The sequence below is a fragment of the Streptomyces hesseae genome (assembly GCF_031845785.1).
Taxonomy (GTDB): Bacteria; Actinomycetota; Actinomycetes; order Streptomycetales; family Streptomycetaceae; genus Streptomyces; species Streptomyces hesseae.
On sequence record NZ_JAVRFI010000029.1, the window covers coordinates 47348 to 73782 of the forward strand.

The window sequence follows — 26435 nt, forward strand, 5'->3', positions numbered from 1 at the left end:
GGCGAGGTGGATATGGTAGGGGCTCCACTGGACACCACCAGAGCCGACAGGGGAGGTGCGGCTGCGGACGGCGACCGCCGGGGAGTGCTCAGGCGCTTCCGCCGGTCAGCTCCCGAGCCGAAATCCGTGACCTACACCGCTGACCGTTCCAACGCCGCCCGCACCGCGACCACCGCGACTTTCGCCACCGACGCGGATGCGCGGCAGGCGTGGACTCCGCCCAGCTGGGAGGAGATCGTCAGCACGCACAGCGCCCGGGTCTACCGTCTCGCCTACCGGCTCACCGGAAACCAGCACGACGCCGAGGATCTCACACAGGAGGTCTTCGTGCGGGTCTTCCGCTCCCTGTCCACGTACACGCCGGGGACGTTCGAGGGCTGGCTCCACCGCATCACCACGAACCTGTTCCTCGACATGGTCCGGCGCCGTCAGCGCATCCGCTTCGACGCGCTGGGCGACGACGCCGCCGAGCGGCTCCCCAGCCGTGAGCCGTCCCCGCAGCAGCACTTCAACGACACCCACTTCGACGCGGACGTCCAGCAGGCGCTGGACACCCTCGCGCCGGAGTTCCGCGCCGCGGTCGTCCTGTGCGACATCGAGGGGCTCTCCTACGAGGAGATCGCCGCGACCCTCGGCGTCAAGCTCGGCACCGTGCGCAGCCGTATCCACCGCGGCCGCTCCCACCTCCGCAAGGCGCTCCAGCACCGCTCGCCCGCCGCCCGGGCCGAGCAGCGCGCGGTGGCGGGACTGGCCTCCGGCGTTCCTCTCGGTGGGGAGGTCGGGATCGCGTGACCACCTCCGGCGGTCAGTCCCCCGCCGAGCACCATCTCGGCGACCGCCTCGCTGCCCTCGTCGACGGGGAGTTGGGGCACGATTCGCGGGAGCGGGTGCTGGCGCACCTCGCCACCTGCTGGACATGCAAAGCGGAGGCCGACGCGCAGCGCCGGCTCAAAAACGTATTCGCGGAGGCCGATCCGCCGCCGCTCTCCGACTCGCTGCTCGCCCGGCTGCAAGGGCTGCCGGGTGGCGTCGGCGGCGGCCCGCCCGGGTCGCCCGGTGACGGGGGCGAAGGCGGTGCCCCGGCCGTGGGAAGAGCCACCTTCGGCGCCGGGGCGGAGGCCTTCGTCCTGCTTCCGGCGGTCGGCCCCCAGCCGCGTGACCGGGGCTTCCGCACCCATCCGGTGGGGCAGGGCGGCTCGCGCGGCCGCCGGTTCGCCTTCGCGGCGGCCGGGGCGGTCTCGCTGGCCGCGATAGCCCTCGCCGGGGCGCAGCCGCTGGAGACGCCCGTGGCGTCGCGGCAGGCCCGAGGCGACGGCACCAGCGCGGCCACGAGCTCCCTCGGGTCGGCGCAGGGCGTGCCCCTGGACCGGCGCGACCAGCACGACCTGGGCCGGACGCAGCCGACGGCGCAGGAACTGTCGGCGACGTTCGCGGCCCCACTGGTCGCGGGCGTCTCCCTGCTGCGCCCCTCCGGCACGCGGATGCTGCCGCCGCTGGTCCGCAAGCCCGCGACCCTCGCCGCGCAGCCGCAGGCCAATGCGTCGGTGCCCTCGGCACCGGTGGCGCCTCCCCGCTGACCGCGGCGGGCTCCCCTCTCCGCACAGGGCCGGGGACCTGGTGTAATCGTCTGTGGGGCGCGCGTGTTTCGAGCATGCGCGCCTCCGCGACGAACGGTGGGGAGAGGAATGGACGAGGGGAAGGCGCGGGCGTCCGCGCCCAAGCCGCACTGGTGGCACCGCCGGCGCACACCGGAGGGCGTCCCGCCGCAGCCACTCGCGGGCCCGGGCGACACCCCCGCCGCGCCGCTGCACGCCCCGGACCCGTACAGCACCCCGCCCTACGGCCGCCCCGGCCCCTGGGCCCCGGCCCCTCCGGTCCAACGCCCCACCCTGACCCCGCCCCAGGGCACGCCGCTGGTACCGACGCCTGAGACCGGCCCGGCCGGGGCCGCGCCGCCGCAGCCCCCGGCCGGCCCGGCCGCCGAGCACATCCCGTACCCGGCGCCCCCGCCGCAGACGGCTCCCCAGCCGCACCCCGTACCGCAGCCGCCTGCGCACCCCGCCCCGGCGAGGGCCTCGTACCCCGCGCCGGAGGCGCCCGCGCACCCTGTGCCCGAGGCGGCCCAGCCCGCCGCAGCCCCGTACCCCGCGCCGGGGGCCCCGACGCACCCCGCGCCGGAGGCGCCCGCGCACGCCGTGCCCGAGGCGACCCCGTCCGCCGCGTCGGCGGGGGCCACATACCCCGCACCCGAGGCGCCCGCGTCCGGCGTGGCCCCGGATCCGTGGGCCTACGACCCCTGGGCCGTAGGCGGCGCCCTGCCGACGTACGGCGGTGCCGAGCCCGGTAAGCGGGTGACCGTGGCGCGTAGCCGGATCGTGGTGGGGGCCGTGGTCGTGGCGTTGGCCGCCGGGGGGATCGGGGGCGGGATCGGGATGTATCTGGAGCGGGACGGCGGCGTCGCCGGGCGGGTGACGTTGCCGCAGTCCGGGGCCGGGAGCGTCGATCGCGCGCCCGGGAGCGTCGCCGGGATCGCCGCACGGGCGTTGCCCGGCGTCGTCACGATCCACGTGCGCAGTGGCGGCGACCAGAGCACCGGCACCGGCTTCGTGCTCGACAAGCAGGGGCACATCCTCACCAACAACCACGTCGTGCAGTCCGCCGCGTCCGGCGGCGGCTCCATATCCGTGACGTTCAACGGCGGCCAGACCGCCAAGGCCGACCTCGTCGGCCGCGACGGCGGCTACGACCTCGCCGTGATCAAGGTGTCCGGCGTGTCCGGCCTCACCCCCCTCCCCCTCGGCAATTCCGACTCCGTGCGCGTCGGCGACTCCGTCATCGCGATCGGCGCGCCCTTCGACCTCGCCGGCACCGTCACCACCGGGATCATCAGCGCCAAGGGGCGCCCGATCACCGCCGGCGGCAAGAAGCAGGACGGCAGCGACATCAGCTACGTCGACGCCCTCCAGACCGACGCCCCGATCAACCCCGGCAACTCCGGCGGCCCCCTGGTGGACTCCCAGGCCCGGGTCATCGGCATCAACAGCGCCATCCGCTCCGCCGGGGACTCCGAGTCCGGCGGGGCAGGCGGCCAGGGCGGCAGCATCGGCCTGGGCTTCGCGATACCGGTCAACTCCGCGCGGCGGGTCGCCGAGGAGCTGATCAACACCGGGAAGGCCACCCATCCGGTGATCGGCGTGTCACTCGACATGGCCTATGCGGGTGACGGCGCACGGGTGAACGCCGACAGTTCCAAGGCCCCGGCCGTCACTCCCGGCGGTCCCGCCGAGAAGGCGGGCCTCCGGCCCGGCGACGTCATCAAGAAGGTGGACGGCGTCCCCGTGCACGCCGCCCAGGAGCTGATCGTCAAGGTCCGTGGGCACCGTCCGGGCGACAGCCTCTCCCTGACCCTCGAACGGGACGGCCGGGAGCAGATCGCCCGCCTGACGCTGGGCTCCGCGACCAGCGGCTGACCAGCGGCTGAGGCTGCCGGGGCGCGGCCCCGGCAGCCCATCCGCCGCCCACCGCACGCTCACCGATCCCCGAACCTTCGCCCGATTTTGACCGGCGTGTCTCCCGCCGCCCCCTACGGGCCAGGTACCGTGATACCCGGCCTTTCCCGGCCATCGACGCCCCCAAGGAGCTGAGCAACGTGCTCGACATAGGACCCCTCGAGCTGATCACGCTCATCGTCCTTGCCGTGCTCATCTTCGGTCCCGACAAGCTGCCGAAGATGATCCAGGACGTGTCGCGCACGCTGCGCAAGATCCGGCAGTTCTCCGAGAACGCCAAGGAAGACATCCGCACCGAGCTCGGCCCCGAGTTCAAGGACTTCGAGTTCGAGGATCTCAACCCCAAGACGTTTGTGCGCAAGCACGTGCTGGACAAGGACGAGCTCGGCCTGAAGGAGATCCGCAACGGGTTCGACTTCAAGTCCGAGATGGCCGAGATGGCCGAGGTCACCGACTCGGCGCACGGCCGGACGGCCCCCTCGTCCACTGGCTCCTCCGCCGGCTCCGGCACCCCCGACCTGCTCAAGAAGCGCGAGGGCGGCATTCAGCCGGGGGAGCGTCCTCCGTACGACGCCGACGCCACCTGAGCCCGTCGATGCGGGGCCCCATTGACGGGGGTGGCTATCCTCCCTTTGTTTGGGGTGCGGTCGGGAGCCAGAGGCCGGCCCGCCCAGGACGACGGGGCTATGAGGAGGCGCCGCGCAGATGGAGACGACGAGTCGGGCAGGGGCGCGAGGGGCCGGCGAGGCCGACGCGTCCGCCGCCGGTACGCCGGACGGGCAGGGCGGGCCCGGTAGCCGGCGCTCGGTGGACGGCTATCTCCTGGCGTCGTTCCCGTGGTACGGCCTGGACGAGGCCTACACCGGGCCGCGCTGGCTGATGCAGGTCGGCGCCGCCGCCGACGGCACCGTGGAGCACGGCTCCACAGGCCATGGTGCCGAGCCGCAGCTGCGGATGGGCCGGATCGAGCACGACACCGCCACCCAGCGCTTCGCGGTCGTGGTCACCGTCGCCAGCCGCCCGGTGCGGCGCAGCGCCGACGGCACGGGCGTGCTGGAGGCCACCTCGGTCTCCTCGGCCGCCTGGCTGGCCGGTTCGGGGCTGCTGGCCTGTACCTGGCCCTCCCAGATGGAGCGCGCCCTGCGCCAGGACTGGCTGGACCAGCAGACGGCCCTCGCCTGGGAGCTCGCCGACCACCTGGACGACCCGGCCTGGACGACGCTGTCGCTCCCGGTGGACGGGGTGCCCACGGACTTCCGCTACCGGGAATCGGAGTACGGCTGGGTGCTCGCCGGTTCGGCGGAGGGTGTGCTCCTCGGCGCGTACGGGCGGGGCATGAGCGCGTACGGCATGGGCTTCGCGGTGATCCCGGACATCAGGGTCTACACCGCGGACTGACCCGGGCCCGGCAGGGGCACCGATCACCGGTCACCCGATCACCCGTCACCCGTCACCCGGTCATCGGTCACCCGTCGGGCCGTCCCGGGCTGCGCGCCCCGTGGAGCCGGGCTTGAATGCCCGCAGGGGGCTGACTTCCGGGAAGGTGACGCGCCATGACGGGCAAGTTCGAGATGTACGAGGACCGGAGCGGCCACTACCGCTACCGGCTGAAGGCCGGCAACGGCGAGATCATCGCCGTCGGCGAGGCCTACAACAGCAAGTCGGCGTGCGAGAAGGGCATCGAGTCGGTGAAGCAGAACGCCGCGACGGCCCCCGTGAAGGACCTGGGTCACCAGGAGAAGTAGCACCCACGGCGTGCGGAGGGCGCCGGACGGATCCTGCCCGACCGGCGCCCCACCGCGTGACGCGTCAGAACTTGTTGCGCGGCGTGATGCCCAGCGACATGCCCGACAGGCCGCGCTGCCGCCCGCCGAGCTTGCCCGCGATGGCGCGCAGCGCGCTTCCCGCCGGGGAGTCGGGGTCGCTCAGGACGACCGGCTTGCCCTCGTCGCCGCCCTCGCGCAGCCGGACGTCGATCGGGATCGAGCCCAGGACGGGAACGTTCGTGCCCGTGGTGCGGGTGAGGCCCTCGGCGACCTTCTGGCCGCCGCCCGTGCCGAAGACGTCGACCATCTCGTCGCAGTGCGGGCACGGCAGCCCGGACATGTTCTCCACGACGCCGACGATCTTCTGGTGGGTCTGCACGGCGATCGAGCCGGCCCGCTCGGCGACCTCGGCGGCGGCCTGCTGAGGGGTCGTCACCACGAGGATCTCGGCGTTGGGGACCAGCTGGGCCACCGAGATGGCGATGTCGCCCGTGCCCGGCGGCAGGTCGAGGAGGAGCACGTCCAGGTCGCCCCAGAAGACGTCCGCCAGGAACTGCTGGAGGGCGCGGTGGAGCATGGGGCCGCGCCAGACCACCGGGGCGTTGCCCGGGGTGAACATGCCGATGGAGATGACCTTCACACCGTTCGCCGACGGCGGCATGATCATGTTCTCGACCTGGGTGGGACGGCCGTCCGCGCCCAGCATGCGGGGCACCGAGTGGCCGTAGATGTCGGCGTCCACGACACCGACCTTCAGGCCGTCGGCCGCCATGGCGGCGGCCAGGTTGACCGTCACCGAGGACTTGCCGACGCCGCCCTTGCCGGAGGCGACCGCGTAGACGCGGGTCAGCGAGCCGGGCTTGGCGAAGGGCACCTCGCGCTCGGCCTGGCCGCCGCGGAGGGAGGAGGCGAGCTCGCGGCGCTGCTCGTCGCTCATCACGTCCAGCTCGACGGTGACGCCCGTGACGCCCTCGACCCGCGAGACGGCCTCGGTCACCATCGAGGTGATCTTGTCGCGCATGGGGCAGCCGGCGACCGTCAGGTAGACCGCCACCGCGACCGTACCGTCCGCCGCGATCTCCACCGATTTGACCATCCCCAGCTCGGTGATGGGGCGCTGGATCTCGGGGTCGTTGACCGTCGCGAGCTCGGCGCGGATCGCGTCCTCACTCGGCGCGGCGGTGTCGTACGTGTCGGTAGCCATAGCTCCGATGGTACGGCGCGGCACAGGGCCTCGGGAAAGCCTCTCAGCGGTCGCCTTCCTCACTCTCCGCCGGGAATACCCGGCGCTGCTCCAGCTCCCGGACCAGGTCCTGGAACTCCGAGCGGATCCAGTCCCGGGTCGCGACCTCGCCGAGGCCCATCCGCAGCCCCGCGATCTCCCGCGTCAGGTACTCGGTGTCCGCGATGGAGCGCTCGTTCTGCTTGCGGTCCTGCTCCAGATTGACCCGGTCGCGGTCGTCCTGGCGGTTCTGCGCCAGCAGGATCAGGGGCGCGGCGTACGACGCCTGGAGGGACAGCACGAGCGTCAGGAAGATGAACGGATAGTTGTCGAACCGCAGGTCCCCGGGGACCGAGGTGTTCCACACGACCCAGATGATGATGACGACCGTCATCCAGACGATGAAGCGGCCCGTGCCCAGGAAACGGGCGATCCGCTCCGACATCCGCCCAAAGGCCTCCGGGTCGTACTCCGGCAGCCAGCGGGAGCGTTTCACCCGCGGCAGGTCGAGCCGGGCGCGCGGCGGCCCGTGGGGGTGGGGGTGCACCGCCGCCGACTCCGCCTTGACCCGCTCGGCGGACCGGTCCGCGCGCAGCGCCGGCGCGGTCGTGCGGGCCCGGTCGCGGTCCCCGGGCCTCATGGCGCGCCGCCCGGGAGGTCCATGCCGAACGCGCCGTGGTGGAGCTCGGTCTCCCGCCAGTCGTCCGGCAGCAGGTGGTCGAGGACGTCGTCCACGGTGACCGCCCCGAGCAGCGAGCCGCTGTCGTCCACGACGGGCACGGCGACCATGTTGTACGTCGCCAGATAGCTGGTGACGGCGCGCAGCGGGGTGTCCGGCGGCAGCGGCCGCAGCTCGGTGTCGGTGAGCGAGCCGACGAGCGTGAACGGCGGGTCGCGCAGCAGCCGCTGGAAGTGGACGGTGCCCAGGTACTTGCCCGTCGGCGTCTCGTCCGGCGGGCGGCACACATACACCTGGGCGGCGAGCGCGGGGGAGAGGTCGGGGTTGCGCACCCGTGCCAGCGCGTCGGCGACGGTCGCGTCCGGGCGCAGCACGACCGGCTCGGTGGTCATCAGACCGCCCGCCGACAGCTCCTCGTAGGACAACAGCCGCCGGACGTCGGCCGCCTCGTCCGGCCGCATCAGCGTCAGCAGCCGCTCCATCTCCTCCTCCGGCAGCTCGGAGAGCAGGTCGGCCGCGTCGTCGGGGTCCATGGCCTCCAGGACGTCGGCGGCCCGCTCCTCCTTCAGCTTGCCGAGGATCTCGATCTGGTCGTCCTCCGGCAGCTCCTCCAGGACGTCCGCGAGCCGGTCGTCGTCCAGGGCGGCGGCGACCTCGGCGCGCCGCTTGGGGGAGAGGTGGTGGAGCACATTGGCCAGGTCGGCGGGGCGCAGCCGCTCGAAGGTGGCCAGCAGGGTCTCGGCGCCCTGGCCGTGCTCCTCCACCGAGAAGCCCGTGACGGCGGACCACTCCACCGTCAGCGTCTCCCCCTTGCGGCGCAGGGCGCCGCCCTTGCCCCGGCGGACGAAGACCTTGTCGATCTCCCAGTCCCGGCGGGCGGGCAGCTGGGTGATGGACACGTCGAGGACGGTCACCTCCTCGTCCGTGCCGACGAGCTTCACCCGCCGGTCGAAGAGCTCGCCGAAGACCAGCGTCTCCGTGGGCCGCTGCTCGAATCGCCGCATGTTCACCACGCCCGTGGTGATGACCTGCCCGGACTCCACACCGGTGACCCGGGTCATGGGCAGGAAGATCCGCCTCCGGCTGACCACCTCCACGACCAGCCCCAGCACCCGGGGCGGCCGCTTGCCCACGCGCAGCATCGCCACGACATCGCGGACCCGGCCCACCTGGTCCCCATTGGGATCGAACACCGCCACACCCGAGATATGCGAAACGAACACCCGGGGGGCGCCTGCTGCCATGGCCGCGTACCTCCTCCCACGCCGGGTGGTGTCCGATTCAGGCTAACGTGACCGGCTTCGCCGGGCGCGGGAGAGACGGCCGTACGGAGCCTCTACGGATCCAGTACGGACTCCCCGCCTCCGCTCGCCGGTGGCACGGGTACGCTGCGCCGTAGCCCACCGGTGACCGGAGGACAGGAGCTTCAGGTGCGAACGCGGAACGCGGCTCTCGTGGGAGCCCTGTGCGTCGGCCTGTCGGCCGTGCTCACGGCCTGCGGCGGCGGCAGCGAGGACCCCGACGCGGGGACCAACGGCGTCGGCAAGCTCGAACCCGCCGCCATCCAGGACAAGGCCCGCACCGCCGCGCGTGGCGCCGAGTCCGTCCACCTGTCCGGCAACGTCGTCAGCCAGGGCCGTACGTACCGCATCGACATGCGGCTGAAGAAGAACGGCGGCACGGGCCGGGTGTCCTCCTCCGCCGCCAGCTCCTTCGAGCTGCTGCGCGTGGGCGACGACCTCTACCTCAAGGCGCCCGCCGGGTTCTGGTCCAAGGGGTCCACTCCGGCGCCCTCGAAGGCGCCCGCCTCCTCCGCCCCGGCCAAGGGGGACACGGCCGCCGCCGCGGGCAAGCTCGACGACAAGTACGTCAAGGTGCCCTCGGACGACCCCGCCTACCAGCAGTTCCGGGGCTTCACCGACAAGGACGTCCTCCTCGACGGCCTGCTCACCCTCCACGGCACCCTCGCGCGCGGCGACCACGGCACAGTCGGCGGCGTCCGCACCATCCGGGTCGCGGGCGCCAAGGGCGGCGGCGGCACGATGGACGTCTCCCTCAGCGGCACCCCGTATCCCGTGCGGGTGCAGCGCGCGGGCGGCGCGGGGCAGCTGGAGCTGGACGACTGGGGCAAGGACTTCGCCCTCGCCGTCCCCGACAAGAACCAGACGGTCGACTACGGCAAGCAGATGCGTATCCCCTCGGGCGGCGCGCTCCCGTCATCGGGCGAGGGCGCGAACCCGGGAGGCTGACCGGGCCCGTGTCAGCGTCCCGCGCGGCGCCCCCGGCGCAGCAGCCGCGGCAGCGCCGCCGGCATGGGCTCGCGCGTCGTCGCCGGCGTCGCCAGCGGGACCGCCGCCAGGGAGCCGTCCGGCAGGTCCGCGGTGGCACCGGACGGCGTCAGCCGCAGCACCCGGCACTCCTCGGCCCAGCGCTCCTCCAGCCGCTCCGCGCCGGGCGCGTTGAGCCGCTTGCCCTTCAGCTCGGCGACGGCCGCCGTCCACTCCTCCCCGCGCGGTGGGAGCTCGCTCACCGACGCGGTCCAGGAGACCAGCCGCCCGCCCTTGTCCTTGCTGCGCACCGTGACGGTGGCCGTGGCGCCCTCGGTGAGCCCCAGCTCGTCCACGGGCTGCTCGCCCGGGCCGCCCACGAGATGCACGGCACCCTCGTGCCAGACGTGCCACAGCGCCCTGCTGGGCCCGGCCGGACCCTTCACCCAGATGAGGCCGGATTTCTTCGTGGCCTCTTCGATCAGCGCCTGCGTCAACGTCATGCGCCCTACCTTACGCACGCGCCCTAGGCTGGGTCCGTGAGTGCTGCCCGAGCGAGACGCGACGCGATACCGACGCCCAGGACGACCCCCGGACCGGCCGGCCCGGACCCGGCCGACGGCGTGCCGGTGGCCTCCGTCCGCACGGAGCTGCTGCTCCTCGCCGTCGCCATCGCCGGCGTCTCCCTCTCCGCGCCGCTGATCGCGGCCACCGCCGCCCCCGCCCTGGCCATCGCCTTCTGGCGCAACGCCATGGCCGTCGGCGCGCTCACCCCCGTCGCCCTGCTCCGCCGCCGCCACCGCGCCGAACTGCGCGGCATCGGCCGGCGGACGGCACTGCTGGCCGTCGCCGCCGGTGCGCTGCTCGCCGTCCACTTCGGGGTCTGGCTGCCCAGCCTCCAGATGACGTCCGTCGCCTCGTCCACCGCGCTGGTCACCACCACGCCCATCTGGACCACCCTGCTGCTGCGTCTGCGCGGCCACCGCCCGCCCGCGCTGGTCTGGGCCGGCACCGCGCTGGCCTTCCTCGGCGTGCTGACGCTCACGGGCGTCGACATGTCCCTCTCCCCGCGCGCCCTCGCCGGGGACGCCCTCGCGCTGGCGGGCGGCATCGCCGCCGCGGGGTACGTCCTGCTGGGCGCGGAGGTGCGCCGGACGGTGGGCACGGTCGCGTACACCTACGTCTGCTACACGACCACGACGGTGCTGCTGCTCGCCGCGTGCCTGTGCGGGGGAGTGTCCCTCGGCGGCTACAGCGGGGAGACGTGGCTGAAGCTGGCGGTGCTCACGGTCGCGGCGCAGTTGCTGGGCCACTCGCTGATCAACCGGGTGGTCAAGGGCCTGGGCCCGTCCGTCACGTCCACGGCGATCCTGCTGGAGACGCCGGGGGCGGCGCTGATCGCGGCGCTGTGGCTGGGGCAGGAACCGCCCGCGGTGGCGTATCCGGCGCTGGCCGTGATCATGGCGGGGCTGGCGCTGGTCATCATGGGCGGTCGACGGAAGGACGCGGTGGCCCCGGAGTCCGGGGTTTAAAGACCTGGGACGCGCCTACAGCCAACCATTCCGTTTGAAGCCGCGGTGGATGACCACACAGATCGCGACCGTGAGCGCCATGACCGCCGGATAGCCGTACTTCCAGTGCAGCTCCGGCATGTTGTCGAAGTTCATGCCGTAGATCCCGGCGATCATCGTCGGGACGGCGAAGATCGCCGCCCATGAGGTGATCTTGCGCATGTCCTCGTTCTGCGCCACCGACGCCTGCGCGAGGTTGGCCTGGAGGATGGAGTTCAGCAGGTCGTCGAAGGAGACCACCTGCTCGTGCACGCGCGCCAGGTGGTCGGCGACGTCACGGAAGTACTTCTGGATGTCCGGGTCGACCAGCCGCATCGGCCGCTCGCTCAGCAGCTGCATCGGCCGCATCAGCGGGGTCACCGCGCGCTTGAACTCCAGCACCTCGCGCTTGAGCTGGTAGATGCGGCCCGCGTCGCCGCCCCGCCGGCTGCCCTTGCTGGGCTCGGAGAAGACGTCGATCTCCACCTCGTCGATGTCGTCCTGCACGGCGTCGGCCACGGCTATGTAGCCGTCGACCACCTGGTCGGCGATGGCGTGCAGCACGGCCGAGGGGCCCTTGGCGAGCAGCTGGGCGTCCTCCTCCAGCCGGTGGCGCAGGGCGCGCAGCGAGCCCTGGCCGCCGTGCCGGACGGTGATGATGAAGTCCGGGCCGGTGAAGCACATCACCTCGCCGGTCTCCACCACCTCGCTGGTGGCGGTGAGTTCGGCGTGCTCCACATAGTGGATGGTCTTGAAGACGGTGAAGAGCGTGTCGTCGTAGCGCTCCAGCTTGGGCCGCTGGTGGGCGTGGACCGCGTCCTCCACGGCCAGCGGGTGGAGCCCGAACTCGCGGGCGATCCCGGCGAACTCCGCCTCCGTGGGCTCGTGCAGCCCGATCCACGCGAAGCCGCCGGCGTTCCGCACCCGGCGCAGCGCCTCGGCGGGGCTGACGAGCTCGCTGACGCGCTCGCCGTCGCGGTAGACGGCGCTGTCCACGACGGCGCTGCTGACCGAGGCGTCACGGGTGGTGCCGTAGCCGCCACCGCCCTGGATGGGCACCCGGCGCAGGGCGGGGCGGACGGCGGCGCGCAGGTCACGGATCATCGACATGGCTGGCTCCTTCACGGGCCGGCCGCGGGCCGCTACGCGGGTACAACGCTGCCTGGAAGGAGGACGTGGCCGGGCGCCCGTGGCGCGGGGGATCACGTCCGCGAATCAGGCGGCGCTACGCGTGGTGCGCGGCGGCCGACGGCAGTTCGCGGAGAGTTCGCAGAGAACTGCGGAGAACACGGAACAAAGCGAGGGAAAGGCGCTCTTCCGTCAAGTGCCGCGGATGTGAAGGGACTTCCGGGATTCCGTCCGGCGAAGGGGCCGGTCGTGGAAGGCCTCAGATCACAGGGTGACGCGCGTCCGGGGCGAGGAGACGGGAGAACTGCCGGTACTGCACGGTCGACTAGGATCCACCGCAGCCCCACCTCCTCCGGCCGGTCCCCACGTAAGGGACGAACGTGATGCCTGGACCAGAGGCCGAGGCGAGTCAAGGCTAGCAGTGCCCCGACGCGTCAAGGCCCCGCTTTGCCTGTTCGATACGCGTTCTATGCTCACTGCATGTCAGACGTTCTCGCACTGGTCGAGGCCCGGCTCCTGACGGCCCTCGGTGCACCCGACGCGCGTGCCGCGATCACTTTTCTGGGCACCGACCGGATTGAGGTCCTCCGGTTCCTTGACTCCGACGACTCCGGGGACATCGTCCGCTATGCCACCCTCGGCATGTCCGCCCACCCCATGACCGACCCCACGGCCACCCTCGCCGACCCCCTGCGCGGCCCCCGCGCCGAACTGGTCCTCTCCGTGCGCGCCGGCCGCGCCGACACGGACAAGGTGCTCCGCCCGCTCGCCGTCCTCGCCGCGTCACCGCAGGTCGAGGGGCTTGTGGTGGCGCCCGGCGCCTCGCTGGACACCGGCGAGCCGCTCTGGCCCGGGGCGCCCTTCACCTCCGTGCTCGTCGCGGAGTCCGGCGGCCTGGTCGAGGACCTGGAACTGGACGCTCTGCTGGATCCCGTCCGCTTTCTGCCCCTGTTGCCGATGACACCCAACGAGGCCGCGTGGAAGCGCGTCCAGGGTGCCGCCGCGCTGGAGGAACGGTGGCTGCGGCACGGCACGGATCTGCGCGACCCGCTGCGCGCCGGGGTGCCGCTCGGCGACTGACCGGAGGGCGCCCCGCCGCACCGGGTGTCCCGAAGGGTGGGGACGCCCCGACTCCGGACGGGTGATCGTCCTTGACGCGGGGGCGCCCTGGTAGGACCGTTGGAGGCTATGAGGGGCGAACCCAGTTGCCCGAAGTGCGGTGGCCGGGTGCGCGCGCCCGGTCTCTTCGCCGACTCGTGGCAGTGCGCCGTGCACGGCACCGTGCACCCTCTGCAACCGGTCGTCCCGCCGAGCGTCGAGGCGCTGGCCGTCGCGGTGGGGCGGGCCCGGGTGCCGGTCTGGATGCCGTGGCCCCTGCCCGTCGGCTGGCTCTTCACCGGTGTGGCCGGCGCGGGCGACGACCGCGCGGGCGCGCGGGCGACCGCCGTCGCCTGCTCGGGGCCCAGCCCGCTGGGCGGCCCCGGTGAGCTGCTGCTCGTCGCCGAGGAGCTCGGCGTCGGCCTCGGCGCGCGCTACGCCGGCGTCGACGGCCCGGACCCCGGCCCGTACCTCCGCGTCGACCACTCGCCGCATGCCAAGGTCCACGCGGCCGGGCGCCCCACCCCCCTCTGGCACGTCGAAGGCGCCCCCGGCGACCGGGCCGTCTTCGCGGGGGAGGCGCGGGGGCTGTGGCTGTGGGCGATCGTGTGGCCCGAGCGGTCGGGATTGCTGATGTACGACGAGCTCGTGCTGACGGATCTGCGGGATGCGGGCGCGGAAGTCGACCTGCTGCCTTGTGGGGCGCTGTCACCGCGGATCCTGTCGCCCTGAGCCCAGCGGGACGATTGCCCACAACCGGGCCCGTTATCCTGAACCGGTCCTGTCTGTTCCGGTCGTTGTTGGGAGTCGTGTCGTGCGCATCGATCTGCACACCCACTCCACGGCCTCGGACGGTACGGACACCCCCGCCGAGCTGGTGCGCAACGCCGCCGCGGCCGGGCTGGACGTCGTCGCGCTGACCGACCACGACGGCGTCGGCGGGCACGCCGAGGCCATCGCGGCCCTCCCCGCCGGGCTCACCCTGGTCACCGGCGCCGAGCTCTCCTGCCGCCTCGCCGGCCCCGACGGCTTCAGCGTCCACATGCTGGCCTACCTCTTCGACCCCCTCGAACCGGAGCTCGCCCGCGAGCGCGAGCTCGTGCGCGACGACCGCGCACCGCGCGCCCGCGCCATGGTCGCCAAGCTCAACGAGCTCGGCGTGCCCGTCGCCTGGGAGCGCGTCGCGCGCATCGCCGGCGACGGGGCCGTCGGCCGCCCGCACGTGGCCACGGCCATGGTCGAGCTCGGCGTGATCGACAGCGTCTCCGACGCCTTCACCTCCGAGTGGCTCGCCGGTGACGGCCGTGCCTTCGTCGAGAAGCACGAGCTCGACCCCTTCGACGCCATCCGCCTGGTCAAGGCGGCCGGCGGCGTCACCGTGCTCGCCCACCCCCTCGCCCTCAAGCGCGGCAACTGCGTCTCCGAGGGCCAGATAGCCGAGCTCGCCTCGGCCGGTCTGGACGGCATCGAGGTGGACCACATGGACCACGACGCCGCCACCCGCGCCCGGCTGCGTGGTCTCGCCGCCGACCTCGGCCTCCTGCCCACCGGCTCCAGTGACTACCACGGCAGCCGCAAGAGCTGCCGCCTCGGCGAGTACACGACCGACCCGGAGATCTACGGGGAGATCACGCGCCGTGCGACGGGCGCGTTCCCCGTCCCGGGCGCCGGCGGCTGACCACTCCGCGCTCCGGGCCGGGCCGTCCGTCCACGGGCGGATGAGCGCGCCCGTACGTCTTCTCCCCTCTCGCCGCGGCTACGCATGCACGGCGATCGTCCGAGGCGTACGAGCCGTTCGCGCACGCCCTCCCGGGCCGTTCCCGAGGCGCCCCCTCATACCTCCCCCCACCGCTCCTGCTCGCTCCGCACCTGCAAGGCCCTCACGTGTTCGACATCGCTGTCTTCGGCTCCCTCTTCCTCACCCTGTTCGTGATCATGGACCCGCCCGGGATCACGCCGATCTTCCTCGCCCTCACCTCGGGCCGCCCCGCCAAGGTCCAGCGGCGCATGGCCTGGCAGGCGGCGACCGTCGCCTTCGGCGTGATCGCCCTCTTCGGCATCTGCGGCCGGCAGATCCTCGACTATCTGCACATCACCACCCCCGCCCTGATGATCGCGGGCGGTCTCCTCCTGCTGCTGGTCGCGCTGGACCTGCTCACCGGCAAGTCGGAGGAGCCCAAGCAGACCAAGGACGTCAATGTCGCGCTCGTGCCGCTGGGCATGCCGCTGCTGGCGGGCCCCGGTGCGATCGTCTCGGTGATCCTCGCGGTGCAGCGCGCCGACTCGGTGGCCTCGCAGGTCTCGGTGTGGTGCGCCATCGCGGCGATCCACGTCGTGCTGTGGGTGGTGATGCGGAACTCGCTGCACATCATCCGTGTGATCAAGGACGGCGGTGTGGTGCTGGTGACCCGCCTCGCCGGCATGATGCTCTCGGCGCTGGCCGTGCAGCAGATCATCAACGGCATCACCCAGGTGATCCAGCACCACTGACGCCTCCCCGCGAACGCGGAACGCCCCCGTACGGTCGTCGTACGGGGGCGTTCGGCTTTCCGGAGCGCGTGGGCGCTACCGGACCGAGGAGTCGGCCGGGCGGATGTATATGCGCTGGCCGATGGAGGCGGCCTGCTGCACTATCCGGTTGACGGAGGCGGCGTCCACGACGGTGCTGTCGACGGCGGTGCCGTCGACGTCGTCCAGGCGCATGATTTCGAAGCGCATGGCTTCTCCCTTCGTCTGATCCTCCTGCGGAGAACTGTGAACAGTGACGCGCGCGGCGACGTTGCGACGCGCGTTCCAAGAGTGTCCAACGAGTTTAACCCTCGAAACATTCCCTACGCTAAGGAAATTTTTAACATGACTAATGAGTGACCGGGTGGTGACCGGTCAACCCCCCTGACGGCCGCGCGTGCCGGAGTGCGATCGGGGGGAGCGAGTGGAACGCTGGACCCGGAACACCCGGACGCGGAGACCCCCGGACACGGAAGCGAGGCGATCGCCGATGGCTGCCACGGAGGGGGCCGGGCTGGGACAGCCATGCTGGGTGAGCCTGCTGACCGCCGATCTCAAGGCGTCGCAGGACTTCTACGCGGCGGTGCTGGGCTGGACGTTCCGGGCCGGGACGCTCGGCGAGGGCTTCTCCGTCGCGATCTCCGAGGGCAAGCCCGTCGCCGGGCTGAGCGACGCCGCCAGCAGCCTGGGCGTGGCCGTCTCCTGGACCTCGTACTTCGCCGTCGACGACGCCGACATGGTGGCCTCCCGGGTCCGGGAGCGCGGCGGCACGGTCGCGGTCGGCCCCCTCGCGGTCGGCCGGGGCCGCGTCGTCCTGGCGTCGGACCCGATGGGCGCCGTCTTCGGCTTCTGGGAGGGCGAGAACCTCCCCGGCTGGCGGATCGGCTCCGGCTCCGCGCCCGCGTGGCTGGAGCTCCGCACCCGCGACGCGTTCGCCGCCGCCATGTTCTATGGCGAGATCTTCGACTGGGCGATGGACCGCCCCGGCCGCTGCGAGGTCCGCTACGAGGACGACGCCGTGACCGTCCGCGCGGGCGGCCGCACCGTGGCCTCGCTGCGCGGCGGGGCCGTCGAGGCCGACCCCGACCCGCGCATCCGCCCCCGCTGGCACGTGTACTTCTGCGTCGACGACGTCGAGAAGGCCGTGGAGGCCGCCCTCGCCGAGGGCGGCGCGGTGGTCTCCGAGCCGGCCCGCTCACGGGTGGGACGCGAGGCGACCCTGCGGGACTCCGAGGGGGGCCTCTTCACGGTCACCGAGACGGTCGCCGAGAAGACGGGCTCCTAGCCCGCCGTCGCGCTGTCCTGCCAGAAGCGGACGAGCGCCTCGGCCGTGGCGGCCGGCTGCTCGGCGTTGGGGGAGTGGCCCGCGCCCCGGATCACCGTACGGACCGCCGACAGCTTCTCGGCCATCGCGTCGATCTCCGGCACCGGCCAGGCGTAGTCCAGCTCCCCGGACACCACGTGCTTGGCCAGCGGCACCCCCGCCAGCTCGGCCGTACGGTCGGGCTCGACCGTCAACTGGACGCCGGTCGCCTTGAGTTGCTCGGGAACCGTGCGCAGCCAGCGCCGGTGCAGGAACTCCGTCAGCTCCGGCGGGGTGTCGGCGTCCGCCGCGCCCTCCGCCTTCTCGCGCTGCATCTCCCGCCAGACGCTCTCCATGTCCAGCAGGCCGAGGGCCTGGACCAGCAGGCGCGTACGGTCCTGCTGCGGGGCGGAGATCGCGCCGGGACCGCTGCTCATGACGGTCAGCGAGCGGAAGGGGGAGGCGTCCGTGAGCACGGCGGCGCGGGCGATCAGGCCGCCGAGCGAGTGCCCGAGCAGATGCACGTCACCGCCGAGCGCGGCCGTCTGCGCGAGGACGTCGCGAGCCAACTCGTCCTGCGTGTACGCGGCCTCGTCGCGCGGCCCCGGACTCTCGTGCTGCCCCCGCCCGTCCACGGCCACCACCCGGAACCCGGCCGCGGCGAGCGGCTCGAGCAGCGCGATGAAGTCCTCCTTGCTGCCGGTGAATCCGGGTACGAGGAGGGCGGTGCCGCGCGGCGGTGAGGCGGGGCGGGCGTCGTGCACGGCGAACTCCCCGCGGGCGGTGGTGAGGAGGTAAGCCTCGGCGCACGGCGGGAGGGCGAGGAAGGGCGGCCGGCTCATGGCACGAGGCTAGCGCGGGGTGGATGACGGGCCGGAGGGGGTCCCCGGCCCCGGATACGCCAGAGCGCCGGGTGGGCTGACATCAGCCCACCCGGCGCTCTGGTTTGGATCAGGCCTCGGTGGCCTTCTTCGCCGTGGCGCGAGTGCGCCGCGGCTTGGCCTCCGCCACGTCAGTGGCGGCCTCGGTGGCCTTCTTGGCGGTCGCGCGGGTGCGCTTCGGCTTGGCCTCGGCCGTCTCGGCGGTGTCGACGGCGGCCTCAGCGGTCTTCTTGGCCGTGGCGCGGGTGCGCTTGGGCTTGGCCTCGGCCGCTTCGGCGGTGTCGACGGCGGCCTCGGCGACCTTCTTCGCCGTCGCGCGAGTGCGCTTGGGCTTCGCCTCCGTCACCTCGGCGGCGGCGTCGACGACGGTGGCGGCCTCGGTGGCCTTCTTGGCCGTGGCGCGGGTGCGCTTCGGCTTGGCCTCGGCGGCCTCAGCGGCGTCGACGGCGGCCTCAGCGGTCTTCTTGGCCGTCGCGCGGGTGCGCTTGGGCTTGGCCTCGGCCGTCTCGGCGGTGTCGAGGGCGGCTTCGGCAGCCTTCTTCGCGGTGGTGCGAGTGCGCTTGGGTGCGGTTTCCGCTGCCTCGACGGCGGTGTCGACGACGGTGGCGGCCTCGGTGGCCTTCTTGGCCGTCGCGCGGGTGCGCTTCGGCTTCGCCTCCGTCGCCTCGGCGGCGGCCTCGACGACGGCCTCAGCGGCCTTGCGGACCGTGCGGGTGCGCTTGGGCTTGGCCTCCGTCGCCTCGGCGACGGTGTCGACGACGGCCTCGGCGGCCTTCGCGGTGATCGCCTCGGCGGTGTCGATGACGGCCTCGGCGGCCTTCTTCGCCGTCGTGCGGGTGCGCTTCGGCTCGGCCTCCGTCACCTCGGCCGTCTCGACGGCCATGGTCTCGGCCACGGCGACGGCCTTCTTGGCCGGGCGCGTGCGGGTGCGAGTGCGCTTCGGCTTCGCCTCGGTGGACTCCACCGTCTCCACGGCCTGGGCCACGCGGGCGGCCGGGACGGCCAGGGCCGCCGCGGCGCTCTCGACGGTCTGGAAGTCGACCATGTCGGTCACCGGGGCGACGGCCGGCCGGGTGCGGCGGCGACGCGCACGGGCGGGAGCCTCGGGCTCCGCCGCGGGGGCGGCGGCGACCGGGGCGGCGGCCGGAGCCGGCTCGGCGGTCACGGCGGGCGCCGTGGCGACGGCCGTAGCCGCACCGGCGTTCGTACCGGCGTTGCCACGCGTGCGGCGACGGCGACGCGGACGGGCCGGGGTCTCCGGGGCACCGGAAACACCGGACACGGCCTCGGCCGGCGCGGCAGCCGGCTCGGCCGGGGTCACGGTCGTACCGGCGACCGGGGCCTCCGAGCCGATCGGCGTTCCGTTCCGCGTACGGCGTCGCTGCCGCGGCGTACGGGCCGAACGCTCCTCCTCCGTGCGGTCACGGTCGCGGTCGCGGTCGCCACGACGGCCACCGTCCCGGGCACCGTCACGGCCGCCGTCCCGGCCACCGTCACGACCGCGGCCACGGCCGCCCGGCTCGCCGAGGTCCTCGATCTCCTCGGCCGCGAGGCCGGCGAGGGTGCGCTCGGAGCGGGGCAGGATGCCCTTCGTGCCGGCGGGGATCTTCAGCGCCTCGTACAGGTGCGGGGACGTGGAGTACGTCTCCTCCGGGTTGTCGAACGACAGCTCCAGCGCCTTGTTGATGAGCTTCCAGCGCGGGATGTCGTCCCAGTCGACCAGCGTGACGGCCGTACCCGACTTGCCCGCGCGGCCGGTGCGGCCGATGCGGTGGAGGTAGGTCTTCTCGTCCTCGGGGGACTGGTAGTTGATCACGTGCGTGACGTCGTCGACGTCGATGCCGCGCGCGGCGACGTCGGTGCAGACCAGGACGTCGACCTTGCCGTTGCGGAAGGCGCGCAGCGCCTGCTCGCGGGCGCCCTGGCCGAGGTCGCCGTGGACGGCGCCGGCGGCGAAGCCTCGGCGGGTGAGCTGCTCGGCGATGTCCGCGGCCGTCCGCTTGGTACGGCAGAAGATCATCGCGCGGTTGCGGCCCTCGGCCTGGAGGATGCGGGCGACCATCTCCGGCTTGTCCATGTTGTGGGCGCGGAAGATGTGCTGGGCGATGTTCGCGTGGGTCTGGCCCTGGTCGTCCGGCGCGGTGGCGCGGATGTGCGTGGGCTGCGACATGTAGCGACGCGCCAGCGAGATGACCGCGCCCGGCATGGTGGCCGAGAACAGCATGGTCTGTCGCCGGGCCGGCAGCATGTTCATGATGCGCTCGACGTCGGGCAGGAAGCCCAGGTCCAGCATCTCGTCGGCCTCGTCGAGGACGAGCGCCTTGACGTGCGCGAGGCTCAGCTTCTTCTGGCCGGCGAGGTCGAGCAGCCGGCCGGGCGTGCCGACGATCACGTCGACGCCCTTCTTGAGCGCCTCGACCTGCGGCTCGTAGGCGCGGCCGCCGTAGATGGCCTGGACGCGGACGTTGCGCACCTTGCCGGCGGTGAGGAGGTCGTTGGTGACCTGCTGGCACAGCTCACGGGTGGGGACGACGACGAGGGCCTGCGGGGCGTCGGTCAGCTGCTCGGGCTTCGCCCGGCCGGCCTCCACGTCGGCGGGGACGATGACGCGCTCCAGCAGGGGCAGGCCGAAACCCAGGGTCTTGCCGGTGCCGGTCTTGGCCTGGCCGATGACATCGGAGCCGGAGAGCGCGACGGGAAGCGTCATCTCCTGGATGGGGAACGGATTCACGATGCCGACGGCCTCGAGGGCCTCAGCGGTTTCGGACAGAATCCCGAGATCACGGAAAGTGGACAGAGTCTTGCCTCTTCTGTGAGACGCGGCGCGACGAGGCGGCGAAGGGGGTCGTACGTGAGGGACGTACGGACCGCGCGAGGGTACTGAGCCGGCCACCGGGTGGGGGCCGGGCGCGGCGCGGGACCACTGCCTTCGCTCGAGCACACGTGCCGCGAGCGGATCCCTCCAGGCGCGTACGACTCGTGCGCACCCCGCGGAGGGCGGTCGGTTGTGTGGAAGCCGATCGGGCCACCGACCGGGCATCCGCTGGAGCCCTGGAGACTTGCCTCCAGAAGACACAGCATGAGTTGGGCCGGCCGAATACTCGGCTGGCCTATTAGCACTGTACCCCGGAAAGGCGCATGTGTGTCCGGACAATCGGGTGTCCGGATCGGGATGAACTGTCTGACCAGGGGGTTCGCCGTGTCGCGTGGCGGGCTATCGTTCGCTGCATGGAGACGCCCGACACACCAGAGAACGCCACCGCGCCCGTCTCCCCGGACGCCGGGGAGCACACCGGAATCGCCGCCCAGGACTGGGCCACGGCATCCGCGGACCCGCAGTACCGGGCGGCCGTCGTGGATCTGCTCGGTGCCCTCGCCTACGGTGAGCTGGCCGCCTTCGAGCGGCTGGCGGAGGACGCCAAGCTCGCGCCGACCCTGGACGACAAGGCCGCCCTGGCCAAGATGGCGGCGGCGGAGTTCCAGCACTTCCAGCGGCTGCGGGACCGGCTGGATGCGATCGACGCGCCGCCGACCGCCGCGATGGAGCCCTTCGCCGCCGGCGTGGACGAGTTCCACCGGCTGACCGCGCCCTCGGACTGGCTGGAGGGCCTGGTCAAGGCGTATGTGGGCGATTCGATCGCCAGTGACTTCTACCGTGAGGTCGCCGCGCGGCTGGACTCCGACACCCGGGCGCTGGTGCTGGCCGTGCTCGACGACACGGGCCATGCCTCCTTCGCGGTCGAGAAGGTGCGGGCGGCGATCGAGGCCGAGCCCCGGGTGGGCGGGCGGCTCGCGCTCTGGGCGCGCCGGCTGATGGGCGAGGCGCTCTCGCAGGCGCAGCGCGTGGTCGCCGACCGGGACGCCCTGTCGACGATGCTCGTGGGCGGGGTGGCCGACGGCTTCGATCTGGCCGAGGTGGGGAAGATGTTCTCCCGGATCACCGAGGCGCACACCAAGCGCATGGCCGCGCTGGGCCTGGCCGCGTAACAGGCGCCGGAGCAGCGGGACGGTCAACGCTCACCACCACCGGTATCCCGTCGCGGGCCGCGGTCGTCAGGCCGTGGCGGAGCGGCGGGGCCGGCCGCTGGGGCGCAGCAGCAGCGAGAGCAGCGCGACGCAGACGCCCAGCGAGACGCCCAGCGTGGCGAGGGTGTGGCCCGGGCCCAGCACGGAATGGCCCAGGAGGGCGCCGAAGAGGGCCGCGCCCGGTCCGGTGGACAGGGCCAGGCCCCGGGAGCGGATCTGCCCGAAGCGCGCGGGAAGCCAGCGCAGGGCCGCGCAGGAGACGGCGAGACCGATGAGGACCGAGCCGAGCGCTTCCCAGAGGATCATGCTCAATACCCTCCCAGTGAGGTGGCCGAGAAGCGGGGTGCAAATCGGTCGTAGCGGTCTTACCCCGGGATACCCCGGGGCAACCCTCGGCGACGATCTCGGTGCGCCCCTGTTCCGGGCCCCGTACCCGGTATGAACAACGGCGGGGCCCCGGTGAATTCCACACCGGGGCCCCGCCGTTCAATTCCGCTGGAAGCGGGTCACATCGCGCCGAAGCCGACCTTGCGGACCGCGGGCTCGCCGATCTCCACGTACGCCAGGCGGTCGGCCGGCACCAGGACCTTGCGGCCGCGGTCGTCCGTCAGGCTCAGCAGCGCGGACTTGCCGGCGAGCGCCTCGGCCACCACACGCTCGACTTCTTCGGCAGCCAGCCCGCTCTCCAGAACGATCTCGCGGGGCGCGTGCTGCACGCCGATCTTGACCTCCACGGTCTGTCCCTCCGAAGGTTGGGGTCCCCCATGGCTGAGCCCAGGGGAGGGGTGCGCGGACCAGCCGCGCCGTACGTTCCACACATTAGCCCGGTGCGGGCGGTCCGCCGGGCCTCGCCCGCACGCTCGCAGCGAACATCGTCGGACACGCCCGGCCGCGGGGGACGGCGCCCCGTGCCGTGCCTCGGCGCTGTGCGTCAGCTCTGCTCGTGGCCGACCTTGGGGAAGCCCGCGATACCGCGCCAGGCCAGCGAGGTCAGCAGCTGGACGGCCGTCTCGCGCGGGACGGTGCTCTCGCTGGAGAGCCAGTAGCGGGCGACCACCTGGGAGACGCCGCCGAGGCCCACGGCCAGCAGCATGGCCTCGTCCTTCGACAGGCCGGTGTCCTCGGCCACGACCTCGCTGATCGCCTCCGCGCACTCCAGCGAGACCCGCTCGACGCGCTCGCGCACGGCCGGCTCGTTGGTGAGGTCGGACTCGAAGACCAGGCGGAAGGCGCCGCCCTCGTCCTCCACGTAGGCGAAGTAGGCGTCCATGGTGGCCGCCACGCGCTGCTTGTTCTCGCTGGTGGAGGCGAGCGCCGTGCGGACCGCCTGGAGGAGGTTGTCGCAGTGCTGGTCCAGCAGGGCCAGATAGAGGTCCAGCTTGCCGGGGAAGTGCTGGTAGAGGACCGGCTTGCTCACGCCCGCGCGCTCGGCGATGTCGTCCATCGCGGCCGCGTGGTACCCCTGCGCCACGAAGACCTCCTGGGCCGCGCCCAGGAGCTGATTGCGTCGGGCTCGGCGCGGCAGGCGGGTGCCACGCGGGCGCGCCTCGGTCTGCTCGATGGCTGTCACGCCGCCTCCCATGTCGTTTTCTGTGCTCCCCCGGCGGCAGCCGGGAGGTGCCCGGTGTGCACGCGCTCGTCATCGTACTTTTGGGTAACCGGGGCGTGCGCGGTAGGAGCGGAGAATTTCATGGACCGGACGCTGTGGGAAATCGACAAATCGCCGATTATCGCCACAGGTGCCCCGGGAGTCAGCGGTAGTCGTCCTCGTCCAGATCCACCACCCGGGCCTGTTCGGCGATGTCCGCCTCGTTCGCCGCGTCCGGGTCGACGCGCGCCGGCGAGTCGTCGTCGTGCGGGGACAGGTCCGCGTGCTGCTCCGCGGCGTCCGCCTCCGGGGTCTCCGCGTCGAACTCCATGGCATCCGCCTCGTCGTCGAGTGCTTCCTCAAAGGTGTCCGGGTCGGTCGGGTCGACTGGCATAAGGGATCCCTTCCGGTGATCCGGGATGAACGCCCCTCTTACTCCTTGATACTCCCTGTTGGGCAGCCTAGGAGAGAGCGCCCCGCACCGCCAGGCGATCTGTGACCCCCGCCACAAGGGCCCCGGCGTGATCGTCTCGTAACATTGCCCGCATGTCATCGACCGAGTCGCCGGACACCGGTGCCGTGCCCCTGGTACCGCCCACGCCGGCCTCGCGGGTCAGCCCGGGGGAGACGCTGCGCACGGTGGCCCTGCCCGGGGTCACGCTGACGGTCCGCTCCCGCCCGCCCGTCCGCGCCGGGCTGTCGCCCGCGCTCTTCGTCCACGGGCTCGGCGGCTCCTCGCAGAACTGGTCCCAGCTGATGGACCGGCTCGCGGACACCGTCGACGGCGAGGCCCTCGACCTGCCCGGCTTCGGTGACGCGCCCCCGCCGGAGGACGGCGACTACTCCATCACGGGGTACGCGCGCGTGGTCATCCGCCATCTCGACAGCAGCGGCCGCGGCCCCGTCCACCTGTTCGGCAATTCGATGGGCGGCGCCGTCGCCACCCGCGTCGCCGCGGTCCGCCCCGACCTCGTCCGTACGCTCACCCTCGTCTCGCCCGCCCTGCCCGAGCTGCGCCCCCAGCGCACGGCGGTGCCCACCGGGCTGCTCGCCGTGCCCGGCGTCGTCTCCCTCTTCGCCCGGATGACGAAGGAGTGGACGGCCGAGCGCCGCACCCGCGAGGTGCTCGCCCTCTGCTACGGCGATCCCGGCCGGGTGACGCCCGAGGGCTTCGCCCTGGCCGTCGCCGAATACGAGCGGCGCCTGGAGCTCCCCTACTTCTGGGACGTCATGGCCCGCTCGGCGCGTGGCATCGTCGACGCGTACACGCTCGGCGGACAGCATTCGCTGTGGCGTCAGGCGGAGCGGGTCCTTGCCCCTACTCTGCTCGTGTACGGAGCGCGCGATCAGCTCGTCTCCATCCGCATGGCCCGCCGCGCGAGCAAGGCTTTCCGCGACTCGCGGCTGCTGACGCTTCTCGAGGCGGGGCATGTCGCGATGATGGAGGACCCGGACGCGGTGGCTCGCGCCTTCCGGGACCTGCTCGCGGACACCGTCACGACACCGACACCGGAACGGAGCGCCCCGCCCCGTGGGTAAACACAGCGCACGCGCCGACCGGCCGCCCCACGGGGCCGCCGCGGGCGCCGCTCCCGGCTCGGCCCGCCGCCGTACCGAGGGCGGGCCCGGCCCCGGGGCCTCGCTGCCCGACGCCGGGCAGCCCGTGCCCGGCCCCGGCCCGGGGCGCCGGCGCGGTACCGCCTCCGGCAGGGAGGCCGAGGAGCTCGCCGCGGACTTCGACGCGGGGTTCGGCCACGACTACGACGCCGGTTACCACGCGGGCTACAGCTCGGGCTTCACTCCGGGCGCGGCCGCCGAGCCGCGCGAGCCGGTGCTGGGCTGGGGCGTCATCGGCGCCCAGCGCGCCCAGGGCGCGGCCGGCCCGGCCGCCCCGCCGGCCGGGCCCACCCGCTTCACCACGGGATACGTGCCCGCCGACGCCCTCCACGGCGATCCGCCCCCCGGCTCGTCGGCCGAGCCCGCCCCGCCCGTGGCACCCGCCCCGCCCCGGCCCCGCCGTGGGAGCGGGCGCGCGGCGGCCCGGGGGGCCGGAGGCCGCGGCGGTGGCGTCGGGCGGACCGTGACCGGCGTCGCCGCGGCCGTGGTGACGGCCGTCCTCGCGGTGACGGTGACCGCCCAGCTGCGGGACGGCGGGGACGACGCGGCGCGGGCGCGCGCGGCGGACGTCGGCAAGCGCATGGACCCCGACACGGCCTCGCGTTCCGACAGCAGGCCCACGCCCAAGGGCGGTGCCGAGGTGCCCGCCACGTACGAGCAGAAGATGGCGAAGAAGTACCCGCTGGAGGCCGACGCGGGGGCCTCGGGTGAATTCGTGGCCGTGGCGGGTCATGACAAGGCGCCTGGTAAGGGTGATGTTCTCCGGTACCGCGTTGACGTGGAGAAGGGCCTGCCGTTCGACGGCTCGCTCTTCGCCACCGCCGTCCACCGCACCCTCAACGACGACCGCAGCTGGGGCCACGGCGGCAAGCGCACCTTCGAGCGCGTCTCCTCCGGCGACGCCGATTTCGTCGTCACCCTGGCCAGCCCGAAGACTACGGCCGCCTGGTGCGCCAAGTCCGGCCTGGACACCACGGAGGACAACGTCTCCTGCGACTCGGCCGCGACCGACCGCGTAATGATCAACGCCTATCGCTGGGCACAGGGCTCGCAGACCTTCGGCGACCGGATGCACGAGTACCGGCAGATGCTGATCAACCACGAGGTCGGCCACCGCCTCGGCCACGACCACGAGTCCTGCGCCAAGGAGGGCGCGCTCGCGCCCGTGATGATGCAGCAGACCAAATTCCTCACGACCGACGGGAAGACCTGTCGCCCCAACGCCTGGCCCTTCCCGGGGTCCGGTTCCTGAGACGGTGGGTCTCGTACCCTGAGACACCTTTGCGGCTGGGC

28 protein-coding genes are annotated in these 26435 nt (G+C 73.0%); 16 read left to right on the top strand and 12 right to left on the bottom strand.

Going from position 1 to position 26435, the window contains the following annotated elements:
* Positions 1-12 precede the first annotated feature (12 nt).
* The 6 genes from sigE (at position 13) to RM609_RS30235 (ending at position 5254) form a co-directional block, all read left to right on the top strand.
* Positions 13-792 carry an RNA polymerase sigma factor SigE gene (gene sigE / locus RM609_RS30210; protein WP_311615081.1) on the top strand — a complete coding sequence of 260 codons (780 nt, stop codon included), beginning with the start codon at positions 13-15 and terminating at the stop codon, positions 790-792.
* Positions 789-1577 carry a zf-HC2 domain-containing protein gene (locus tag RM609_RS30215; RefSeq protein WP_311615083.1) on the top strand — a complete coding sequence of 263 codons (789 nt, stop codon included), beginning with the start codon at positions 789-791 and terminating at the stop codon, positions 1575-1577. The genes sigE and RM609_RS30215 overlap by 4 nt, the downstream gene beginning before the upstream one ends.
* Positions 1578-1685: 108 nt before the next feature.
* The gene (locus RM609_RS30220) at positions 1686-3470 is read left to right on the top strand and encodes a trypsin-like peptidase domain-containing protein (RefSeq protein ID WP_311615085.1); all 1785 of its coding nucleotides are present in this window, start codon (positions 1686-1688) and stop codon (positions 3468-3470) included.
* Between the two features lie 179 nt (positions 3471-3649).
* Positions 3650-4096, top strand: coding sequence for a sec-independent translocase (locus RM609_RS30225; protein WP_311615087.1), 447 nt, complete (start codon positions 3650-3652; stop codon positions 4094-4096).
* 118 nt (positions 4097-4214) lie between these two features.
* A complete protein-coding gene (locus RM609_RS30230) occupies positions 4215-4907 on the top strand; it encodes a hypothetical protein (protein ID WP_311615089.1) in 693 nt (230 codons plus the stop codon).
* Positions 4908-5062: 155 nt separating this feature from the next.
* A complete protein-coding gene (locus tag RM609_RS30235; protein ID WP_311615091.1) occupies positions 5063-5254 on the top strand; it encodes a YegP family protein in 192 nt (63 codons plus the stop codon).
* Positions 5255-5318: 64 nt separating this feature from the next.
* On the opposite strand, the gene RM609_RS30240 is transcribed toward RM609_RS30235, so the two are convergent.
* From RM609_RS30240 to RM609_RS30250, 3 genes are read right to left on the bottom strand one after another with little or no spacing between them, the layout of a single operon-like run.
* Positions 5319-6479, bottom strand: coding sequence for an Mrp/NBP35 family ATP-binding protein (locus RM609_RS30240; protein ID WP_311615092.1), 1161 nt, complete (start codon positions 6477-6479; stop codon positions 5319-5321).
* Between the two features lie 43 nt (positions 6480-6522).
* Positions 6523-7137 (bottom strand): DUF1003 domain-containing protein, encoded by a 615-nt coding sequence (locus tag RM609_RS30245; RefSeq protein ID WP_311615094.1) that lies wholly within the window; start codon positions 7135-7137, stop codon positions 6523-6525.
* A complete protein-coding gene (locus tag RM609_RS30250; RefSeq protein ID WP_311615096.1) occupies positions 7134-8420 on the bottom strand; it encodes a magnesium transporter MgtE N-terminal domain-containing protein in 1287 nt (428 codons plus the stop codon). The genes RM609_RS30245 and RM609_RS30250 overlap by 4 nt, the downstream gene beginning before the upstream one ends.
* Positions 8421-8606: 186 nt before the next feature.
* On the opposite strand from RM609_RS30250, the gene RM609_RS30255 reads away from it, so the two are divergent.
* Entirely contained in the window at positions 8607-9425 is an 819-nt protein-coding gene (locus RM609_RS30255) for a hypothetical protein (RefSeq protein ID WP_311615098.1), read from the top strand.
* Between the two features lie 11 nt (positions 9426-9436).
* Here the strand turns inward: RM609_RS30255 and RM609_RS30260 are convergent, their stop codons facing one another.
* Positions 9437-9946, bottom strand: coding sequence for a hypothetical protein (locus RM609_RS30260; RefSeq protein WP_311615100.1), 510 nt, complete (start codon positions 9944-9946; stop codon positions 9437-9439).
* A 36-nt stretch (positions 9947-9982) separates the two neighbouring features.
* On the opposite strand from RM609_RS30260, the gene RM609_RS30265 reads away from it, so the two are divergent.
* A complete protein-coding gene (locus RM609_RS30265; RefSeq protein ID WP_438828573.1) occupies positions 9983-10975 on the top strand; it encodes a DMT family transporter in 993 nt (330 codons plus the stop codon).
* A 15-nt stretch (positions 10976-10990) separates the two neighbouring features.
* On the opposite strand, the gene RM609_RS30270 is transcribed toward RM609_RS30265, so the two are convergent.
* Complete coding sequence (locus RM609_RS30270) at positions 10991-12103, bottom strand: magnesium and cobalt transport protein CorA (protein WP_311615102.1); 1113 nt, start codon at positions 12101-12103, stop codon at positions 10991-10993.
* 498 nt (positions 12104-12601) lie between these two features.
* Here RM609_RS30270 and RM609_RS30275 point away from each other — a divergent pair, with 498 nt between their 5' ends.
* From RM609_RS30275 to RM609_RS30290, 4 genes are all read left to right on the top strand, one after another.
* Positions 12602-13201: a suppressor of fused domain protein gene (locus RM609_RS30275; protein ID WP_311615104.1), complete on the top strand. Its 600-nt coding sequence runs from the start codon at positions 12602-12604 to the stop codon at positions 13199-13201.
* A gap of 108 nt (positions 13202-13309) precedes the next feature.
* Positions 13310-13951, top strand: a complete 642-nt coding sequence (locus RM609_RS30280) for a DUF6758 family protein (protein ID WP_311615106.1) — start codon at positions 13310-13312, stop codon at positions 13949-13951.
* A gap of 82 nt (positions 13952-14033) precedes the next feature.
* Positions 14034-14897 (top strand): PHP domain-containing protein, encoded by an 864-nt coding sequence (locus RM609_RS30285; RefSeq protein WP_311615108.1) that lies wholly within the window; start codon positions 14034-14036, stop codon positions 14895-14897.
* Positions 14898-15103: 206 nt separating this feature from the next.
* Positions 15104-15709, top strand: coding sequence for a MarC family protein (locus tag RM609_RS30290; RefSeq protein ID WP_311615110.1), 606 nt, complete (start codon positions 15104-15106; stop codon positions 15707-15709).
* A 75-nt stretch (positions 15710-15784) separates the two neighbouring features.
* Here RM609_RS30290 and RM609_RS30295 read toward each other — a convergent pair whose 3' ends face one another.
* The gene (locus RM609_RS30295) at positions 15785-15937 is read right to left on the bottom strand and encodes a DUF8834 family protein (protein WP_164737832.1); all 153 of its coding nucleotides are present in this window, start codon (positions 15935-15937) and stop codon (positions 15785-15787) included.
* Positions 15938-16217: 280 nt separating this feature from the next.
* On the opposite strand from RM609_RS30295, the gene RM609_RS30300 reads away from it, so the two are divergent.
* The gene (locus RM609_RS30300; protein ID WP_311615113.1) at positions 16218-17012 is read left to right on the top strand and encodes a VOC family protein; all 795 of its coding nucleotides are present in this window, start codon (positions 16218-16220) and stop codon (positions 17010-17012) included.
* On the opposite strand, the gene RM609_RS30305 is transcribed toward RM609_RS30300, so the two are convergent.
* Together RM609_RS30305 and RM609_RS30310 are read right to left on the bottom strand one after the other, a co-directional pair.
* Entirely contained in the window at positions 17009-17872 is an 864-nt protein-coding gene (locus tag RM609_RS30305) for an alpha/beta fold hydrolase (protein ID WP_311615115.1), read from the bottom strand. The two genes, RM609_RS30300 and RM609_RS30305, sit on opposite strands and share 4 nt — an antisense overlap.
* A 109-nt stretch (positions 17873-17981) precedes the next feature.
* Positions 17982-20618 carry a DEAD/DEAH box helicase gene (locus tag RM609_RS30310; RefSeq protein WP_311615163.1) on the bottom strand — a complete coding sequence of 879 codons (2637 nt, stop codon included), beginning with the start codon at positions 20616-20618 and terminating at the stop codon, positions 17982-17984.
* A 521-nt stretch (positions 20619-21139) separates the two neighbouring features.
* Here RM609_RS30310 and RM609_RS30315 point away from each other — a divergent pair.
* The gene (locus tag RM609_RS30315; RefSeq protein ID WP_311615117.1) at positions 21140-21898 is read left to right on the top strand and encodes a ferritin-like fold-containing protein; all 759 of its coding nucleotides are present in this window, start codon (positions 21140-21142) and stop codon (positions 21896-21898) included.
* Positions 21899-21964: 66 nt separating this feature from the next.
* Here the strand turns inward: RM609_RS30315 and RM609_RS30320 are convergent, their stop codons facing one another.
* From RM609_RS30320 to RM609_RS30335, 4 genes are all read right to left on the bottom strand, one after another.
* Positions 21965-22243 (bottom strand): hypothetical protein, encoded by a 279-nt coding sequence (locus RM609_RS30320; protein ID WP_311615119.1) that lies wholly within the window; start codon positions 22241-22243, stop codon positions 21965-21967.
* Between the two features lie 200 nt (positions 22244-22443).
* On the bottom strand, positions 22444-22671 hold the full coding sequence (locus RM609_RS30325; protein WP_311615121.1) for a DUF3107 domain-containing protein: 228 nt from the start codon (positions 22669-22671) through the stop codon (positions 22444-22446).
* A gap of 197 nt (positions 22672-22868) precedes the next feature.
* Positions 22869-23507 carry a TetR/AcrR family transcriptional regulator gene (locus tag RM609_RS30330; protein ID WP_311615123.1) on the bottom strand — a complete coding sequence of 213 codons (639 nt, stop codon included), beginning with the start codon at positions 23505-23507 and terminating at the stop codon, positions 22869-22871.
* 181 nt (positions 23508-23688) lie between these two features.
* Positions 23689-23919 (bottom strand): Rv3202a family protein, encoded by a 231-nt coding sequence (locus RM609_RS30335; protein WP_311615125.1) that lies wholly within the window; start codon positions 23917-23919, stop codon positions 23689-23691.
* 152 nt (positions 23920-24071) lie between these two features.
* Between RM609_RS30335 and RM609_RS30340 the strand changes: the two genes are divergently transcribed.
* Entirely contained in the window at positions 24072-25064 is a 993-nt protein-coding gene (locus tag RM609_RS30340; protein WP_311615126.1) for an alpha/beta fold hydrolase, read from the top strand.
* Positions 25057-26394, top strand: coding sequence for a DUF3152 domain-containing protein (locus RM609_RS30345; RefSeq protein ID WP_311615128.1), 1338 nt, complete (start codon positions 25057-25059; stop codon positions 26392-26394). The genes RM609_RS30340 and RM609_RS30345 overlap by 8 nt, the downstream gene beginning before the upstream one ends.
* The last annotated feature ends 41 nt before the right edge of the window (positions 26395-26435 follow it).